At 52.7% G+C, this 17,830-nt stretch carries 14 protein-coding genes, 1 other RNA gene and 1 pseudogene; 8 read left to right on the plus strand and 8 right to left on the minus strand.

Translation table 11 applies throughout. The annotated features are described in order from the left end of the window. Both mscK and acrR read right to left on the minus strand, forming a co-directional pair. The coding region (gene mscK, locus AU511_RS15205; RefSeq protein WP_094110195.1) for a mechanosensitive channel MscK at nucleotides 1-3,190 on the minus strand (3,190 nt) is incomplete at its 3' end. 115 nt (nucleotides 3,191-3,305) lie between these two features. Further along, entirely contained in the window at nucleotides 3,306-3,944 is a 639-nt protein-coding gene (gene acrR, locus AU511_RS15210; RefSeq protein WP_094102004.1) for a multidrug efflux transporter transcriptional repressor AcrR, read from the minus strand. Between the two features lie 142 nt (nucleotides 3,945-4,086). Between acrR and AU511_RS15215 the strand changes: the two genes are divergently transcribed. The 6 genes and pseudogenes from AU511_RS15215 (at nucleotide 4,087) to AU511_RS15240 (ending at nucleotide 10,238) form a co-directional block, all read left to right on the plus strand. Continuing rightward, nucleotides 4,087-5,271: an efflux RND transporter periplasmic adaptor subunit gene (locus AU511_RS15215; protein WP_094102010.1), complete on the plus strand. Its 1,185-nt coding sequence runs from the start codon at nucleotides 4,087-4,089 to the stop codon at nucleotides 5,269-5,271. Nucleotides 5,272-5,287: 16 nt separating this feature from the next. Then, nucleotides 5,288-8,433 (plus strand): annotated as a pseudogene (locus AU511_RS15220) (efflux RND transporter permease subunit). Nucleotides 8,434-8,574: 141 nt separating this feature from the next. Continuing rightward, entirely contained in the window at nucleotides 8,575-8,826 is a 252-nt protein-coding gene (locus AU511_RS15225; protein WP_094110196.1) for a type B 50S ribosomal protein L31, read from the plus strand. Between the two features lie 18 nt (nucleotides 8,827-8,844). Then, nucleotides 8,845-8,988: a type B 50S ribosomal protein L36 gene (ykgO, locus tag AU511_RS15230; RefSeq protein WP_094110197.1), complete on the plus strand. Its 144-nt coding sequence runs from the start codon at nucleotides 8,845-8,847 to the stop codon at nucleotides 8,986-8,988. 624 nt (nucleotides 8,989-9,612) lie between these two features. After that, entirely contained in the window at nucleotides 9,613-9,981 is a 369-nt protein-coding gene (gene tomB / locus AU511_RS15235; protein ID WP_026738849.1) for an Hha toxicity modulator TomB, read from the plus strand. A 53-nt stretch (nucleotides 9,982-10,034) separates the two neighbouring features. After that, nucleotides 10,035-10,238, plus strand: a complete 204-nt coding sequence (locus AU511_RS15240; RefSeq protein WP_009114000.1) for an HHA domain-containing protein — start codon at nucleotides 10,035-10,037, stop codon at nucleotides 10,236-10,238. 357 nt (nucleotides 10,239-10,595) lie between these two features. On the opposite strand, the gene ffs is transcribed toward AU511_RS15240, so the two are convergent. After that, an RNA gene (ffs, locus tag AU511_RS15245) (signal recognition particle sRNA small type) lies at nucleotides 10,596-10,692 on the minus strand. 164 nt (nucleotides 10,693-10,856) lie between these two features. On the opposite strand from ffs, the gene AU511_RS15250 reads away from it, so the two are divergent. After that, nucleotides 10,857-11,177, plus strand: coding sequence for an MGMT family protein (locus AU511_RS15250; RefSeq protein WP_094110198.1), 321 nt, complete (start codon nucleotides 10,857-10,859; stop codon nucleotides 11,175-11,177). A 31-nt stretch (nucleotides 11,178-11,208) separates the two neighbouring features. Here the strand turns inward: AU511_RS15250 and AU511_RS15255 are convergent, their stop codons facing one another. After that, the gene (locus tag AU511_RS15255; RefSeq protein ID WP_094110199.1) at nucleotides 11,209-11,784 is read right to left on the minus strand and encodes a YbaY family lipoprotein; all 576 of its coding nucleotides are present in this window, start codon (nucleotides 11,782-11,784) and stop codon (nucleotides 11,209-11,211) included. Between the two features lie 207 nt (nucleotides 11,785-11,991). On the opposite strand from AU511_RS15255, the gene tesB reads away from it, so the two are divergent. Beyond that, complete coding sequence (gene tesB, locus AU511_RS15260) at nucleotides 11,992-12,855, plus strand: acyl-CoA thioesterase II (RefSeq protein ID WP_094110201.1); 864 nt, start codon at nucleotides 11,992-11,994, stop codon at nucleotides 12,853-12,855. Between the two features lie 105 nt (nucleotides 12,856-12,960). Here tesB and amtB read toward each other — a convergent pair whose 3' ends face one another. The 4 genes from amtB to AU511_RS15280 form a co-directional block, all read right to left on the minus strand. Continuing rightward, nucleotides 12,961-14,253, minus strand: coding sequence for an ammonium transporter AmtB (amtB, locus tag AU511_RS15265; RefSeq protein WP_094102008.1), 1,293 nt, complete (start codon nucleotides 14,251-14,253; stop codon nucleotides 12,961-12,963). 40 nt (nucleotides 14,254-14,293) lie between these two features. Continuing rightward, a complete protein-coding gene (glnK, locus tag AU511_RS15270; protein WP_009114005.1) occupies nucleotides 14,294-14,632 on the minus strand; it encodes a P-II family nitrogen regulator in 339 nt (112 codons plus the stop codon). Nucleotides 14,633-14,938: 306 nt separating this feature from the next. Continuing rightward, the gene (locus AU511_RS15275) at nucleotides 14,939-16,723 is read right to left on the minus strand and encodes a SmdB family multidrug efflux ABC transporter permease/ATP-binding protein (protein WP_094110200.1); all 1,785 of its coding nucleotides are present in this window, start codon (nucleotides 16,721-16,723) and stop codon (nucleotides 14,939-14,941) included. Continuing rightward, nucleotides 16,716-17,830: ATP-binding cassette domain-containing protein (locus AU511_RS15280; protein WP_139829399.1), on the minus strand; the 1,115-nt coding region annotated here is incomplete at its 5' end. The genes AU511_RS15275 and AU511_RS15280, both read right to left, overlap by 8 nt.

Genomic DNA, 17,830 nt, shown 5'->3' on the forward strand with positions numbered 1-17,830 from the left:
TCAGTCTCAGCTCATGATTGAGGGTACTTGCGCCGAACGCGAGGAAAAACACCTGCGGCTCTGGATCGGTCATCACACGGGCGTTCTCTCGCGCGGCCTGCAACAAAACGGATTTCACCTTATCCAGATCCGACCCGTAGGCCACGCCAATGCTGATGATGACACGCGTGATGGTATCTGATAGCGACCAGTTGATCAGGCGCTCCGTCACGAAGGCCTTGTTCGGAATGATCACCTCTTTACGGTCAAAATCCGTAATCGTCGTCGCTCGAATTCTGATCTTGCTGACCGTTCCCGAAAACGCCCCGATGGTGATCGTATCGCCGATACGCACGGGGCGTTCGAACAGGATGATCAGACCGGAGACGAAGTTGGCGAAGATCTCCTGCAAACCGAAGCCGAGCCCGACGGACAATGCCGCGACCAGCCACTGAAGTTTGTCCCATGATACGCCGAGCGAGCTAAGGGCAGTCACCGCGCCGAAGGACGTAATCAGATAGGTCAATATCGTCGTAATGGCATAAGAGGTCCCCTGCCGTAGCTGCAGCCGGGAAAGCACCAGCACTTCCAGTAGCCCCGGCAAGTTGCGGGTCATCACGTAGGCAATCACAATCACCGCCAGCGACAGCAGCAAGTTGCCGAGCGTTACCGCTTGCAGGACGTTGCTGCCGCCCACGGACGCGTTGTAGTGCCAGAGCGTGACACTATCAAGGTAGGAGAATACCGTTACCAGGTCCGCCCAAATCCCATAGATCGCGCCGCAGAAGACTATCACCAGAACCATGGTGGTCAGTCGCAATGATTGCTGGCTGATCTGTTCCAGCGCCAACGGCGCTTCAGGCACTGGTTCGCTCCCTTCAGCGCCCTCTTTCACCGTGTTCTGCCGCCTGGCCAGCGCACGGCGATAGGCCAGACGTCGAGCCGCGACGCTCAGCCCGCGGATGGTGGCCATGTAGACCACATTCCAAATAATCAGCAGATACAGGCTTTCGATCCAACGCCCGGATAAGCGCAACGTCGTATAGAAGTAGCCGCTAAACATCAACACGATCAAAAACGGCGGCATTAGCGCAATGGCCGTAACGACGATCAGACGCATCGTGTGGCGATCTTTGTCACGCCAGCTATCCCGGCAAAGCGGAAAGACCAGTACCGACAGCAGCACCAGGTTGAGGACGATCATCAACTGCCCGATAACGTCGTCCACCAGATACAGTGGGATCTGTTCGCCGATGACAGACCAAAAAATCAGCGGCAGCAGCGCACATCCCAGCCGCAGCGTCTGCCTGCGATAGTGAGCGCTTAGCGAAGGCGCGAGGTTGAAATGCCGTTCAAACATTCCCTCGGGCTTCAGCCCCTGCCAGGCAAGCCCAAAGACGAGCCAGAACAGCGCCAGATCCTGACTTAGCAGCCAGGCAAATTCGCCCAGTTGCCCCCCGGAGCGCTCCAGCCACAGTCCCAGACACATTAAGATTAGCGTGCCGGGCAGCACCTTTATCAGCAGGAGGAGAATCGTCTGCGGGGTATGGAGCTGGCTGTCGCGTTTGAGCTGTCCGACGTCTTTAGACAATTTGTCGAGATAATGGTCGATAGATGGTCGACGCCAGAAGATCAGCCCCACCAATAGCATCGCCGGAACGACATAAAGCAAGGAGCGTAAAGCCCCCTGAACAAACTGTTCCGATTTAACCCCGATATGAATGCCGTGCAGTTGTTGTTTGAAGGAGGATGGAAATTCTTTCAGCCAGCTCCAGTCCATCGGCTTGTTGCTGTTCACCCAGAAGATCTGCTGGGTCAGCGTCCTTTGCAGCGAAGCGTTCACGCTGCCGAGCTGCTGTCGGTTGATTTGCAGGTTAATCGCAAGCATCAGCTGGTTGCCGAGCTGCTTGTTCAACTGGTCTAGCAACTCACGGCGCATGTCCAGAATCTGCTCCAGCGCATCGGTCACTTCGTCGTCGGAGGCCGTATTGCTGCGCGCCAGTAACTTCTGAATATATTCATCGCCGCGAAACAGCTCATCCCGCTGCTGGTTGATGTCGAACTGCTCCAGGCGCAAATCGGCGATCTGCGTGCTCATGTCGCTCAGTTCATCTGCCGAAGGGAGGTTTTGCTGTTGCTGATACAAAATGCGCGACAACAACAGGCTACCTTTGAGTACGGTGACCTGCTCTTTCAGATTACGCTCGGACTGCGTAGCGCGATCCAACCAGTTTTTTACCTGAATGCTTTGCTGCACCAGCGTATTTCCTGCTTCGGTCGCGGTAATCAGCCGCTGGCTGAGCTGACGGTTGGTCTCCATTTCCGTCTTAACCAGTGGGTTTTCCTGTATGCGCTGCAGCTCGCCGGATGTCTGCGCCTCTTTAGCGGTTTTCTCCGACAGGTTGAGACGTTTGTGGCTGACCACATTTTGCAGCGCCTGCACCATGCGTTCTTGCTGATTAATCTGGGCCGCCGTGTAGTCACGCTGCTTTTGCAGGAGATCCTGCAACGTCGTATTCACTTCCAGACTTTTGCGCTGCTGCTCCATCTGAGCACTCAACAGGACCTGTTCCGTCAACAGCAACGTTTGCTGGCTCGGCCGTAACGTCGCCTGTTCCGGCTCCAGGCCATTGAGCTGATTGCGCAGTTGCTGGCTGCGCTGCGACGCCGTCAGCATGGCGCTCTGCACTCTTTCCGGCTGCGTTTGCAGCGAAATCAGCTGACTATTGTAATTAGACAAGTTTTCCTGCGCCGACTGCAGGCCAGCCAGCGTATCGTTTAAGCGTGACTCCAACTGTTTAATCGATAAGGATTCAAGTGATGCGAGTGAAACTTCCGATGACGAAGTCAACGCCGCCAGATCATTGCTGGTCTGCCGCAGCTTGGCCGGGGATTGCGCCGCCTGAAGTTTCAGTTGCGCGGTTTCCTGCTTAACCCGTTCTATCGCATCCAGAACGTCAAGCGTTTTGGTGTAATCCTCGATAACCAGCTTATCGGCCGGTGACTGGCTTTTTTGTTTGTTGAGCGTATCTAGACGGTTTTGAATATCGCTGCGGGCCGGCAAATCATTGGTCATCGCCAACGCTGGCGCGCATACGGCCAGCGCCAGACACAGCGTTAGAAGAAGCGCCGACAGCGAACGCAAGGCGGAATGCGGCACGCGGAGGAAAGGGGCGTAAACATGGCGTAAAACAGCGAACCTGGAACTCATGGCACATCATCGTATAAGCGGAGATACGCCAAGTTTATCACGCCTCAGTCGAGCCGAGATATGTGAATCCGTGGGGAAAGGTAACGGTCTTTACGATCTATAAACATTTTTCAGGTCAATGGACCTGACGCATTGCCGGGCTGAATCGGAGCATATCGATAAGGCCATCGACTAAAAATGGCGCTTCATGACTCAATCCGAAGCTTTCCGGCATAAATAGCCAATTTTCCATCACGCCAGACAGGTAGGCTCGCAGCGCAATAGCCGCCCGATGGGCATCGATATCCTCGGGCAGCTTGCCGGAGATAATGCAGCGGCTCAGCAAAACATCCACTTTATTGTAACAATCAAGGTGAATTTCTTTGCGTCCATGGCAAGAGGAGCGGATTTCACCGCTAAACTCGCATTTATGGAAAATAATCTCCATCATCGCGCGCCAATCGCCGTCGCACTCGATCTGCTTCAGCATATAAATAAGGACTTCCCGCATAACATGAAGTGGATCATCCGGAAATTTTGCATGATACTCAGTTTCAAAATCGGCAATTTTTGTTTCTGAACGCGCCCAAATTTCAGCAAACAGTTCAGCTTTGTTTTTGAAATGCCAGTAAATAGCACCTCGTGTTACACCCGCAGCGACCGCAATGTCAGACAATGACGTCGCAGAGACACCGTGCTCGGAGAAAAGGCGCAGTGCCGTCTCCATAATGTGCTGGCGGGTTTCCTCAGCCTGTTTTTTGGTTTTTCGTGCCATAGCATTATTTTAACTGAAAGGTGTGATTTACATACATTCGTGTATGTATGTAACATAGCATGAACTGAATATTATCGCAGCAATGGGTTTGGGCTTGTTATCCATTGATCAATTTTCGAATCGGAATCTTGAGGTTTATTTTATGAATAAAAACAGAAGGCTTTTGCCTCTGGCGGTGCTGATGCTTTCTGGCGGCTTAGTCCTCACTGGATGTGATAATAAGGGTGAAAGCCAAGGCAATGCGGCAGGAAACGCGCCAGCGGTAGATATTGTCACCATAAAAGCACAACCTCTAAATATCATCACCGAACTGCCGGGACGCACTAATTCTTACCGCGTAGCGGAAGTCCGTCCTCAGGTCGGCGGCATTATCCTCAAGCGTAATTTCGTGGAAGGCGGCGACGTCCAGGCTGGCGTATCGCTGTATCAAATCGACCCGGCGCCTTATCAGGCACAGCTTAATAACGCGAAAGGCTCGCTGGCGGAAGCGCAAGCAAACGCCGAAGTCGCGCGTTTGACCGTCAACCGCTACAAACCGCTGTTAGGCACCAACTACATCAGCAAGCAGGAATACGACCAGGCCGTCGCGACCTCCCGTCAGGCCGACGCAACCGTCGTTTCCGGCAAAGCCGCCGTAGACTCCGCCCAAATCAACCTCGATTACACCAAAGTCACTGCCCCGATTTCGGGCCGCATTGGTAAGTCCACGGTCACCGAAGGCGCCTTGGTTTCCAGCGCTCAAACGACCGCGCTCACCACAATTCAGCAGCTCGACCCCATTTATGTGGACGTGACGCAGTCCAGCAACGATTTTCTGCGGCTTAAGAACGATTTGAACAGTGGCACTATCCAGGCGACCAATGGTAAGGCCAACGTCCGTTTGTTGCTTGAAAACGGTACTGAATACGATCAGCAGGGTACGCTGGAGTTCTCCGATGTGACCGTAGATGAAACGACCGGTTCCATCACGCTGCGCGCCATCTTCCCGAACCCTTCACACAACCTGCTGCCCGGTATGTTCGTCCGTGCGCGTCTGGATGCTGGCATCAATCAAAACGCGATTCTGGTACCTCAGGAAGGCGTCACCCGCACTCCGCGCGGCGATGCTTCCGCACTTGTGGTCGGTGAAGGCGACAAAGTTGAAGTCCGCTCGGTCACCACAGCTCAGGCTATCGGCGACAAGTGGGTGGTGACGTCAGGCATCAAACCCGGCGATCGCGTGATTGTTTCCGGCTTGCAAAAGATCAAACCCGGCATTGTGGTGACAGCGCAGGAAGTCAAATCTGACAGCGCTCAGCAGCCCCAAGCCCAACCCGCCAAGTCTTAACAGGAGCCGGTAATCAATGGCTAAGTTTTTCATAGATCGCCCCATCTTCGCATGGGTCATTGCCATTATGGTGATGCTGACCGGGCTATTGGCGATAACACAGTTGCCGGTAGCCCAGTATCCGAGCATTGCGCCACCGTCGGTTGAAGTGACCGCCTCTTATCCGGGCGCAGACGCCAAAACGGTGCAGGATACCGTCACGCAGGTCATCGAACAGAACATGAGCGGCATCGATAATCTGCTGTACATGTCATCGAACAGCGACTCGTCTGGCAACGCTCAGATCACGTTAACCTTTGACTCCAAAGCCAACCCTGACATCGCTCAGGTACAGGTGCAGAACAAGTTGCAGCTCGCCATGCCGCTTTTGCCGCAGGAAGTTCAGCAGCAAGGCGTTAGCGTGCAGAAATCCAGCAGCAGCTTTCTGATGGTCGTCGGGTTTATCAGCGATGATAAAAACATGACCCAGCAGGACATCGCGGACTACGTCGGCTCCAGCGTCAAGGACCCCATCAGCCGCGTTACCGGTGTCGGTGATACTCAGCTGTTTGGTGCCCAGTACGCCATGCGTATCTGGCTCGACCCCAACAAACTCACCAATTATCAGATGACCACGTCAGACGTGGTCTCGGCAATTACAGTTCAGAACACGCAGATTGCCGCCGGTCAGTTAGGCGGGACGCCGCCAGTACCGGGACAAAAATTAAACTCGTCAATTATCGCCCAGACAAGACTCAACAATACCGAACAGTTCGGCAATATTCTGATCCGCGTGAACCAGGACGGTTCACAGGTTCGGCTGAAAGATGTCGCCCGGATTGAACTGGGCGGTGAAGACTACAGCGTCGTTGCCCGTTATAACGGTCAGCCGGCTTCTGGTCTCGGCATCAAACTGGCAACCGGGGCGAATGCGCTGGACACGGCCAACGCCGTTAAAGCCGAGTTGGCTAAACTGCAGGCGCAATTCCCTTCGGGATTGAAAGTGGTCTATCCGTACGACACCACGCCGTTCGTTAAGATTTCTATTAACGAAGTGGTGAAAACGCTGATTGAAGCTATCGTGCTGGTGTTCCTGGTAATGTATCTGTTCCTACAGAACTTCCGCGCGACGCTCATCCCTACCATCGCGGTGCCGGTGGTCTTGCTGGGGACCTTCGCCATCCTCTCGGCATTTGGCTACTCCATCAATACCCTGACCATGTTCGCCATGGTGTTGGCGATCGGTCTTCTAGTGGATGACGCCATCGTCGTGGTGGAAAACGTCGAACGTGTTATGGCGGAAGAAGGACTATCGCCCAAAGAAGCCACGCGGAAATCCATGGGCCAGATTCAGGGCGCTCTGGTGGGGATCGCGCTTGTGCTGTCCGCGGTATTTGTGCCGATGGCCTTCTCCGGCGGTTCGACCGGCGCCATCTACCGTCAGTTCTCGGTAACCATCGTATCTTCCATGGTGCTGTCCGTCCTGGTGGCCTTGATCCTGACTCCAGCCCTATGCGCCACACTGCTTAAACCTGTTGATAATCATGGTCACGGCAAAACCAAGGGCTTTTTCGGCTGGTTCAACCGTCTTTTCGAAAAGAGTACGCATCACTATACCGACAGCGTTGCCAACATCCTGCGCAGCACCGGTCGCTATGTCGTGATTTACCTGCTGCTGGTTATTGGTCTCGGTCTGATGTTCCTGCGTCTGCCTAGTTCATTCCTGCCCCAGGAAGACCAGGGTGTACTGCTCACCATGGTGCAGTTACCTGTCGGCTCCACGCAGGAAAGCACCCAAAAAGTGCTGGATCAAGTGGATTCGTACTACCTGAATAATGAAAAGGACAACGTGAACTCCGTCTTTACCGTCAACGGTTTTGGATTCGCCGGACGCGGGCAAAACATGGGGATTGCCTTTGCCAGCCTGAAAAATTGGGATGAGCGTAGTGGAGCCGCAAATAAGGTCGACGCAATCGCCGGCCGAGCTTACGCCGCTTTTTCTCAGATAAAAGAAGGGTTGGTCATTCCGTTCAACATTCCCGCTATCGTTGAACTGGGTACCGCCAGCGGCTTCGACTTCCAGTTGGTTGACCAAGGCAACTTGGGGCATGACAAGCTGATGCAGGCTCGTAACCAGCTGTTAGGATTGGTCGCGCAACATTCGGATACGTTGGTGAGCGTTCGTCCGAACGGCATGGAAGATACCCCGCAATATCGTCTGGATATCGACCAGGAGAAAGCGCTCGCTCTGGGCGTCACGTTGGATGAAATCAACTCGACGCTGGCAACCGCGTTGGGAGGAAGTTACGTCAACGACTTCATCGACCGCGGTAGGGTGAAGAAAGTGTACGTCCAGGCGGATGCGAAGTTCCGTATGCTGCCTGGCGACATTCAGAACTGGTATGTTCGCGGTACGGCAGGCCAGATGGTCCCCTTCTCCGCCTTCGGTACAGCCCATTGGGAATATGGTTCCCCGCGTCTGGAGCGATACAACGGGTTACCCTCTATGGAGATTCTGGGAGAAGCCGCACCTGGGAAAAGTACGGGTGAAGCAATGGCGCTGATGGAAGAGCTGGCCTCGCAGTTACCTGAAGGAGTCAACTTCGATTGGACGGGCATGTCTTACCAGGAACGTCTGGCAGGTAATCAGGCGCCTGCGCTGATAGTCATTTCTGCTATTGTCGTGTTCTTGTGTCTTGCCGCACTGTACGAAAGCTGGTCGGTCCCCTTCTCCGTCATGCTCGTTGTACCGCTTGGGATTCTGGGGGCCGTGGTCGCTGCCAGTATGCGCGGCTTGGAAAACGATGTGTACTTCAAGGTAGGGATGCTCACCACTATTGGGCTATCAGCCAAAAACGCCATTTTGATCGTCGAGTTTGCGAAAGATCTGATGGAAAAAGAAGGAAAAGGTTTAGTGGAGGCGACGCTCGATGCCGTTCGGATGCGTTTGCGCCCCATATTGATGACCTCGCTGGCCTCATTTTGGGGGTCGTGCCGCTAGTCATCAGCTCTGGCGCAGGCTCCGGCGCGCAAAACGCAGTCGGGACTGGGGTCATGGGCGGGATGTTGACCGCCACCATTTTGGCTATCTATTTCGTGCCCGTCTTTTACGTCGTCGTCAGCCGGCGCTTCAGTAAAAAGAAAAGCGCTGAGAAGACGGAACATCAGCCAGACCAGCACTAATTCACATCCTTAGTCAAAATAGGCCGCTTAAGCGGCCTATTTTTTTGCTCTTAGCCCACCCTTTCATGCAAACCATTGTTGATCCGCGAATAAAAGAAGTGCAAAATAATGTTATGTTATAACATTAGCCGCAGGCGTATTATGAAACCCGATATACATCCCCGCTACCGCACCGTGCTTTTCCACGATACCAGCGCGAACACGTTTTATACCGTCGGATCCACTATCACGACGGAAAGAACCCATGAATATGAGGGGAAAATATACCCCTATGTCACCGTCGAAGTTTCTGCAGCCTCGCATCCCTACTACACGGGCAAACAGAAGGAGTATTCAAAAGAAGGAAGCGCTGCACGCTTCCAGAAAAGATTCGGCCACTTTCTTAAATCTTAAAGACGGGAGAAATGCTTTATGCAAGTATTAAGCTCACTACGAAGCGCCAAAAATCGCCATAAAGATTGTATCGTCGTTAAACGACGCGGCAGAATTTATGTTATCTGTAAAACCCATCCTCGCTTTAAGGCGGTTCAGGGCCGGAAAAAGAAAAAACACTAATGAATAACTCATCGGACCTTTAGGCCGTCATCAATAAACAAACAATAAAGCCTGATAAGAATTTCCTTTCCCTTTCGGATTTAAACAGGCTTTAACACTTAGGTAACTGACTGACTGTCGATGATTCAGCGTATTGCGTTCTATCACCTTTAAAAGCGGCCCGGCTTTTGGCCGCCATAGGGAAGCGCCCTGCCTTATCCCACCCGCCGTTCGGCCACCTCCTTCGAGATTGTTTAATGCTATTTTTGTTACATTTTATATGGATAGCTTACATTCAATTCTGGAAAAACTAATTAACATAGTAAAAGTGGCACTTTTTAAAAGAGATGTTTAATAGTCTTATGGTTCAATTAATACATTACAAATTTTGAACGATGAGTTCGATAGCACCAATAGCTACAGAAAATGTCCACGTTGTGCGAACCTAGGTGTTCTTTGCTATAGTTGATGCAGAATGATTTTTACAAAGACGTGAGGACATTCTTTACATTCACCGTGTTATCCTTGGTCGGTCTATTTGAGGACAGCGGAGTGTAATCTCTCTTATGCAATTCATCACGTTACCTGCTACAGCAGGAGTAAACCCTAAGTAAGACTGAACTACGGCTTAACGGAGGGATTGAAATGGATGAGTACTCACCTAAACATTATGATATTGCCCAACTCAGATTCTTGTGTGAGAATCTGCGCGACGAAAGTATCGCGACACTAGGTGACAGCAATCACGGCTGGGTGAATGATCCGACCTCCGCAATAAATCTTCAGCTCAATGAACTTATTGAGCATATTGCGGCCTTTATTGGCACCTATAAAATTAAATACCCGGATGATGAAGAGTTGTACATGCGGGTTGAAAAATATTTAGACGATACTTATATTCTTTTCAGCAATTACGGCATTAATGATGCGGAGCTGCGGAGATGGCAAAAATCTAAGTCACAATTATTCAGAATGCTCTCAGAAAAGAGCAGCTATGCAACAGTAAGAACTTAAGCAATTATTTGCCTTATACTTATTTTAACCCAGGAAAATTCATAAAGGTTATTATGAAAAAAATAGATTACTTGATGCGTTTGCGCAAATGCACAACCATTGACACCCTTGAACGCGTTATTGAAAAGAACAAGTATGAACTCTCTAACGATGAGTTAGAAATGTTCTATTCCGCTGCAGACCACCGTTTGGCCGAGCTGACCATGAATAAGCTCTACGACAAAGTCCCTACCGCTGTATGGAAATATGTACGTTAATACGTATTAATCCTCTGAGGTCGAGCTGAAAGTACATTGAGCCGATATCATGATCGGCCTTTGTCTTATTAGAAAAATTAAGCAATATGCTAAAATCAGTAACAACTCATATGTACATATTTCCGCCTTAATTCATCATAAATAACTTAACACCCACTTTATTAAACAACTCCCTATCGATAGAGATAAGTCTTTTTATAAACTTACCCTCAATGGCGTTCAATGCATAAACCCGATGACGCCGAATAAATAAAAAGCGAGACAACGCCAGATTGTTAAACAAAGATTATCCGGATAAGTAAAATTAAAAAATAAGAAGGGGAAAACAGGGGTAAGAAATATCTGAAATGGTGGAGGCCCCGCCAGCTACATCCCGGCACACACGTCGCCTGCTGCGGCTGCTTCCTTCCGGACCTGACCGAGTCCACAGGTTAGTGTTGCGGGAGAACCAACAGGGCCTCCATTGACGGCTCCGCACTGCGAAGCGGTGGGCATTATCAGCGATGGTCTGCTCAATTGCAAGCCGACACGACCTAACCGCCGTTTTCTTGCCCATTATCGACTTGATACCATGCGCTATCGCGAAATCTCATGGCAAACAGGAGACTCCCTACGGCTATGTCGCCACATGAAGATAATTTTCGACAACGCGTGTTCCAGGTCATCGCGGCTATCCCCTTCGGTCAAGTCGCAACCTACGGAGACATCGCGCTTTTAGCTGGCTCGCCCCGCGCTGCGCGCCAAGTCGGCGCTATATTGCGTAATCTTCCTGCAGGGACCAAGCTCCCTTGGCACCGTGTGATTAACCGAAAAGGCGAGCTATCGTTGACGGGACCAGGTAATCAGCGCCAAAAGCTGGCGCTGGTTGCGGAAGGGGTAAAATTTAATTTGGCTGGTAAAATCGACCTCAGCCGGTTTCGTTGGCAACCAACGGCGTAAATCTGATCGTTCGCCGCTGGTTACCCCTTGATCACTGCATAGGGGAAACGGCCGTACCTGATGAAACCGGGGGCACCGTCGCTCCGCTATGGACATCCGTCCCTGCCGCTAAGGGTACTGACGGATTCGCCGGTACAGGCACAGACTCCACCGGAACCAAAGTCAACTCGGCGGAACGAACGCCATTAGTGATCACAGGCACAACGCTTTCCGTAATCAGCGTGACGCGATGATTGATGGTAACCGCAGCGCTCAAAAGCACCCGCGCGTTAGGTTGGATATCTTTCGGGTTGTAGGGCAAAACAAAGTGGAAAGGCGATTGTTTTCCATGAGTTAACGTCACTCGCTGGGTAATGATTTTCGACGGAGCGTCGGCCAACGAGGCATCTGAAACGGTTACTGTTAATTCAGCATCCGCCGGCAATGCAATTTTTTGTCGAATATTCACCGTGCCGGTTACGGAAGGCTGCGCAATGCCGGGCAGATAGCTGCCGCTTGCCGGGATAGGGCCTCTGACATCCGGAGCTACACCACTATCACTTTTATCTGCACACCCAACCAAGCCGATCGATACCATGATACCGCCCAAGATATGCCATAATTTCATTTGGTAAGTCTCCCTTTATCATTTATATGGCCTTCGGCGAAAACCGATGACCGCTAAGTAGCAAGAACCACTCGGCGTTTTAATTATGGTTCAATATCTTGATATTTTCATAAGGGATGACAGAAAGGACCAAAACAAAAAGTGGGGTCACGTGGTCATCGCCACAAGGACCCGCAACATGGCGTACTACCGACAAGGCTGATAATGATGAGTCAGGCATTACAACAGCTTCTCGATTTGCTGAATCTGGAAAAAATCGAGGAAGGTTTATTTCGTGGTCAAAGTCAGGATTTAGGGCTGAGACAGGTCTTTGGCGGCCAGGTTGTCGGTCAGGCGCTTTCGGCGGCGAAACAGACGGTTTCCGAACAGCGTAACGTGCACTCTTTTCATTGTTACTTTCTCTTGCCGGGAGAAAGTCATAAGCCAATCATCTATCAGGTTGCGACCTTACGAGAAGGCAAGAGTTTCAGCACCCTACGCGTAGATGCCATTCAGAATGGCCGCCCTATTTTCCATATGACCGCCTCATTCCAGCAACCCGAGTCGGGATTCGAACACCAAAGCGTGATGCCGCAGGTGCCGATGCCGGAAAGTTTGCCGTCGGAGCAAGACATCGCGCGGAGCCTGGCCCATTTGCTGCCGCCTCAATTGAAAGAGACGTTTACTGAAGAACGCCCTATCGAAATGCGGCCGGTAAAATTCCACAACCCGCTCAAAGGGGAGGTTGAGCCACCAATCCGCCACGTCTGGTGCCGAGCTAACGGTAAATTGAGTGACGATGAACGCGTTCACCAGTATCTCTTGGGATATACCTCAGATTGCAACTGCCTGCTAACGGCGCTCCAGCCTCACGGCGTTGGTTTTCTCGAACCCGGCATGCAGGTCGCCACTATCGATCACGCCATGTGGTTCCATCGACCATTTCGAATGGATGACTGGCTGCTGTATGCGGTAGATAGCCCATCGGCCTCCGGCGGTAGAGGATTAGTTCGAGGTCAATTCTATACTCGCGACGGCGTTCTGATTGCCTCCAGCATGCAAGAGGGCGTTATTCGCCGACATGGCGCATGATCCATTAGCCCCCAAGAGTCGCCCACAAAAAAACCACCCGTAGAAAACTGACGGGTGATTTTTTTATTGCAGTGGAGCCGTGCGACACACGCCTCCAGAGACTGGTTATTGGTTGTATGCGTTTTCGCCGTGGCTGTTAACGTCCAGCCCTTCGCGTTCTTGCTCTTCTGGAACGCGCAGACCGACAGCCATATCAGCGATTTTGAAGGCAATGAATGCGGCCACGCCAGACCATACGATACAAACGATCACACTGAACAACTGAACCCAGACCTGATGAGCCATGGTGACGCCTTCCGCGTACCCCACGCCGCCCAGCGAGGATGAGGTGAAGACACCTGTCAGGATGCAGCCGACGATACCGCAGACGCCGTGAACGCCGAAGACGTCGCATGGATCATCAACACGCAGCCACCGTTTCAACACGGTTACGCCCCACAGGCCGGCGAAGCCGCCCGCAAAACCGATAACCATAGCTCCGCCAACGCCAACCGTACCTGCCGCAGGCGTAATGGCGACCAGGCCCGCGATACAGCCGGAGCATGCGCCGAGCAGAGAAGGCTTGCCACGCAGCCCCCATTCCCCGACGACCCAGGCCAGAATCGCTGCTGCCGTCGCGATCACCGTCGTCAAAAATGCCAAACCCGCGATATTGTTGGCCGAGCTGGCGGAACCCGCGTTGAAGCCGAACCAGCCGATATACAGGATAGCGGTGCCAATACACACCATCGGCAAATTATGGGGTTTGAACGCTTCTTTACCGAAGCCAACGCGTTTACCCAGCAAGGTTGCGCCAACCAGCCCCGCAACCGCGGCGTTGATGTGCACTACCGTGCCCCCGGCGAAATCGAGCGCGCCGTCAGCGGCCAGATAGCCGCCACCCCATACCATGTGAGTCATGGGAAGGTAAGACAATGTCAGCCACAGCACCACAAAAATCAGCGCTGCCGAGAAGCGGATACGTTCCGCCAAAGCCCCAATCACGAGGCCAACGGTGATGCACGCGAAGGAGCCCTGGAAAGCGACGTGGATATACTGGTAGAACGTGCCGCTCTGCGAATCGATATCAATGCCATTCAGCATAAAGTTGCTCAGGCTGCCGAAAAATGCGTTGCCAGAGCTGAACGCAACGCTATAACCATAGATGACCCACAACAGACAAACCAACGCGAAGGCGACAACCACTTGAGACAATACGGACAGCACGTTTTTGGAACGAATCAGACCGCCGTAAAACAGCGCAATGCCCGGAATGGTCATAAAAAGCACCAAAGCGGTACAAATCATCATGAAAGCGTTATCGGCTTTATCGATCACTGGTGCTGCAGTGTCTGCCATGGCGCATGCCGGGAGCATGGCTGCGGTACCCAGACCAGACAAGAAGGATAGTTTCTTCATTTTCATTCATCCCTATTTATAAGGCTAAATCAGGTAGTTGTTATAATGCAGCTTCATCTGTTTCGCCGGTTCGTATGCGAATGACGCGCTGTAGTTCGGCGACGAAGATCTTCCCGTCGCCAATCTTGCCGGTGTAGGCGGCTTTGCTAATCACATCAATCACTTCATCGAGCTGGTCGTCGGCGATAGCAATATCAATTTTTACTTTAGGCAAGAAATTCACGCTATATTCCGCGCCGCGGTACAATTCCGCATGGCCTTTTTGGCGTCCGAACCCCTTCACCTCTGTAACGGTAAGGCCTTGAATACCAATGGAAGAAAGGGCTTCGCGCACATCTTCCAGCTTGAACGGTTTAATTACCACAGTCACCAGTTTCATTCTCATCCCCCTAACCCGTTAAGTTCAGGCCTGCGCCATCACTATCAAATGTCTATACGACATCATTGAAAGCAATTGATGTGCCATAAATGATTAGACGATGGAAAAGCGATGAAAGGTGATGAATGCACGTATCGCACAAATCGCGCCTGAGTAAAGAATGGGCAATCATGAATCACAGCGCACACATCCAGTGCACCATTTTTGTGCGCCGCGCCTGATTCCGGTGCGCCTGACCTTGTTAGCAGGAAAATCTCTGCTAGGTTATGGTGCGTACCGAAAATCAGGCGTAGTTATGAGGGAAATTCAGGAGGTCATCTCGGCGACATCATAGCGTTTTGACTCTGCGAGGGCCTGCCCTGCCAGCTGTAACTGATACATCTGATAATAGCGTCCTTGCTGAGCCAGCAATTGCGCGTGCGTTCCCTGCTCGGCCATTTCGCCGTGGTTAAGTACCAGAATATTGTCGGCCTCGACAATCGTCGATAACCGGTGAGCGATAACCACCAGCGTAGTTTGAGCGCGGATCAAGCGTAACGCCTTCTGGATAGCCTGCTCTGTCCCGGAGTCGATGTTGGCGGTCGCTTCATCGAGAATCAGCACTTTCGGCGCATTCACCAGCACGCGGGCGAGCGCAAGCAGCTGTTTTTGTCCCACGGAAAGGTTGTTGCCCTGTTCGCCGATACGACTGTGGATCCCCTCGGGCATATCCCTAACCAGCTCAGCCAGTTGCACCATGTCCAACACGCGCCACACACTCTCTTCATCAATATCACGGCCCAACGTGACGTTGGCGTAGACAGAATCCGCAAGGACTACCGGGTCCTGTTGAACCATCGCCACGTTGCTACGCAGAACCTGGTGAGACAATGTCGTCAGCGGGCGCTGATCCAGCCGAATCACGCCGTGTTCGGGGGTGTAATATCCCATTAGTAGGTTCGCCAGCGTACTTTTGCCGCTGCCGGTGTGTCCCACCAGCGCAACAAACCCTTTATCCGGGATTTGCAGATCAATGTTGCGTAATACCGGTTTGCCGCGGCGATAAGAGAAAGTCACATCGTCGATGTCGATGCGTCCGCTGGTTAGCGGGCGTAAGTCGTCACCATAATCCTGCCGTTTGCCATCCATCAGCGCGAAAATACGCTCCCCGGCCACGACGGCTTGCTGCAACATCGACTGCTGAGTCGTCAGCTCAATCAAGGGTTCGTTAAGCCGTCCAAGGTAGTTGATGAAAGCATACAACACACCGACGCCGACCGAACCGACCGAGCTGAAACCGAACTGCAGAAGGAGTCCGCACATCACCAGCGCAGAAAACAGGCTCAGCAGCGGACGTAACAGAAAGCCTTCCAGTCGCAGCGTTTGCATACGGGCCAGATAGTGCTTTTGACTGACTTCACTCAGGCGTTTGCCAAACCGCGCCTGCTGACGAAACTGCTGAATGACGCTCATACCGTTGATGACTTCATTAAAACCATCGTTAATGTCCGCCAGGTAGCTGCGCACCCGGCGTACGATGGGCGTACTGTAGCGTTGGTAAATCACCATCACCACCAGCACGGCAGGGAAGATGGTCAATGCGACGAGCGCCATACGCCAATCAAGGCTGAACATCGCCACCATCATGGCGCTGATGAGCGCTGCGCTGCGCAGAACCGTTGCCACCACCATCACGTAAAGATCCCGGACCACTTCCGTATCATTCGTCACCCGGGAAATCAGTTGACCGACAGGCTGTGTATCGAACGTGGACAACGGTTGACGCAACGCGGCGTCCATCACATCGATCCGCAATTGTTGTACGACGCCCACGGCGACCCGATTAAAGGTCAGCGATTGCAGGTAGTGCAGAGATGCGGCAAGGAGTTGAAGCAACACGTAAACCGCCGCCAAACCGCTGGCCAACATCAACGGAAACTGCCCTTTTGAGACGAGATGGTCGATAAAATAACTGATCAGTATCGGCCCGGCGACTTCGGCCGCCGCCGCAACCCAGAGCATCACCATGCCTACCGCCAGCGGTTTGCGCCAAGGTGAGCCATAGGCCAGCAAACGTTTCAGTGTCGGCCAGAGCGGATGTGAATTATTCACTTTTGACCTCCTCAAGCGACGTCGGCTCGTCCAATGCGGCTTCGAGTTGCTGGTAACGATACATGTCCCGATACCACCCTGTTTCGTGTGACAGGGCCTGATGATTGCCGCGCTGCGCTACTCCGCCCTGTTGCAGCACCAAGACTTCATCCGCGTCAACCAAAGCGGAAAGCCGGTGTGCGCTGATAATCAGGGTGCGCCTTTCGCCCCACTCACGCAGGTTGTTCAATATTTCGTGTTCAGTGCGTCCGTCCACAGCGGATAGGGCATCATCCAGAACCAGGACCTCAGCCTCCAGCAAAAGCGCGCGGGCGATGGCGATACGCTGCTTCTGTCCACCTGACAGCATGACGCCGCGCTCGCCCACTTCGGTCTCATACCCCTGCGGCAAACGCAAAATATCGTCATGAACATGAGCCAAACGCGCCGCTTCCTGAATTTGCGCTTCCGTCGCATCCGGACGACCCAAGGCAATATTGCCCGCGACCGTATCGGCAAACAGGAACGGCGTTTGTCCGACGATGGCGAACCGGCACCTTAGGTCATCCAGGCGAATACTCTCGAGCGGGATGTCATGATAAGAAATTTGTCCTTCTTCCACGTCGAAAGAACGCAGTAACAAAGCAATCAGCGTGCTTTTCCCGGAACCGGTGGGGCCACATAGCCCCAGCATTCTTCCGGGTTGCAGCCTGAAACTGACGTCATGCAGCACAATCTGGCTATGCTGCGGATAGTGGAATGACTGGATATCGGCCACCAACGTACCGGGTTCGTCCGGTAAAGGTTGAGCACCGTCGACCACCACCGGCTTCTCGGACAGGAGCTGACGAATACGGCTGTAGCCAGCGCTGCCGCGTTCCACGATATTTAACATCCAGGCCAACGCCAGCATCGGCCAAATCATCAGGCCCAGATACATGACGAAGCTGGTCAGTTCGCCCAGCGTCATCGTCCCATTGATCACCATCCAACTCCCGCCGCCGATCGCCAGCAGATTGGACAATGCGACCGCAATATAGATCGTTGGGTCGAACCGCGCATCCACGCGTGCCACTCGCATATTTTTGGCCCCCGTGTCGGCGGCAACTTCGGCGAAACGCTGAGACT

Origin of the sequence: Lonsdalea iberica, assembly GCF_002111585.1 — a bacterium.
GTDB lineage: Bacteria > Pseudomonadota > Gammaproteobacteria > Enterobacterales > Enterobacteriaceae > Lonsdalea > Lonsdalea iberica.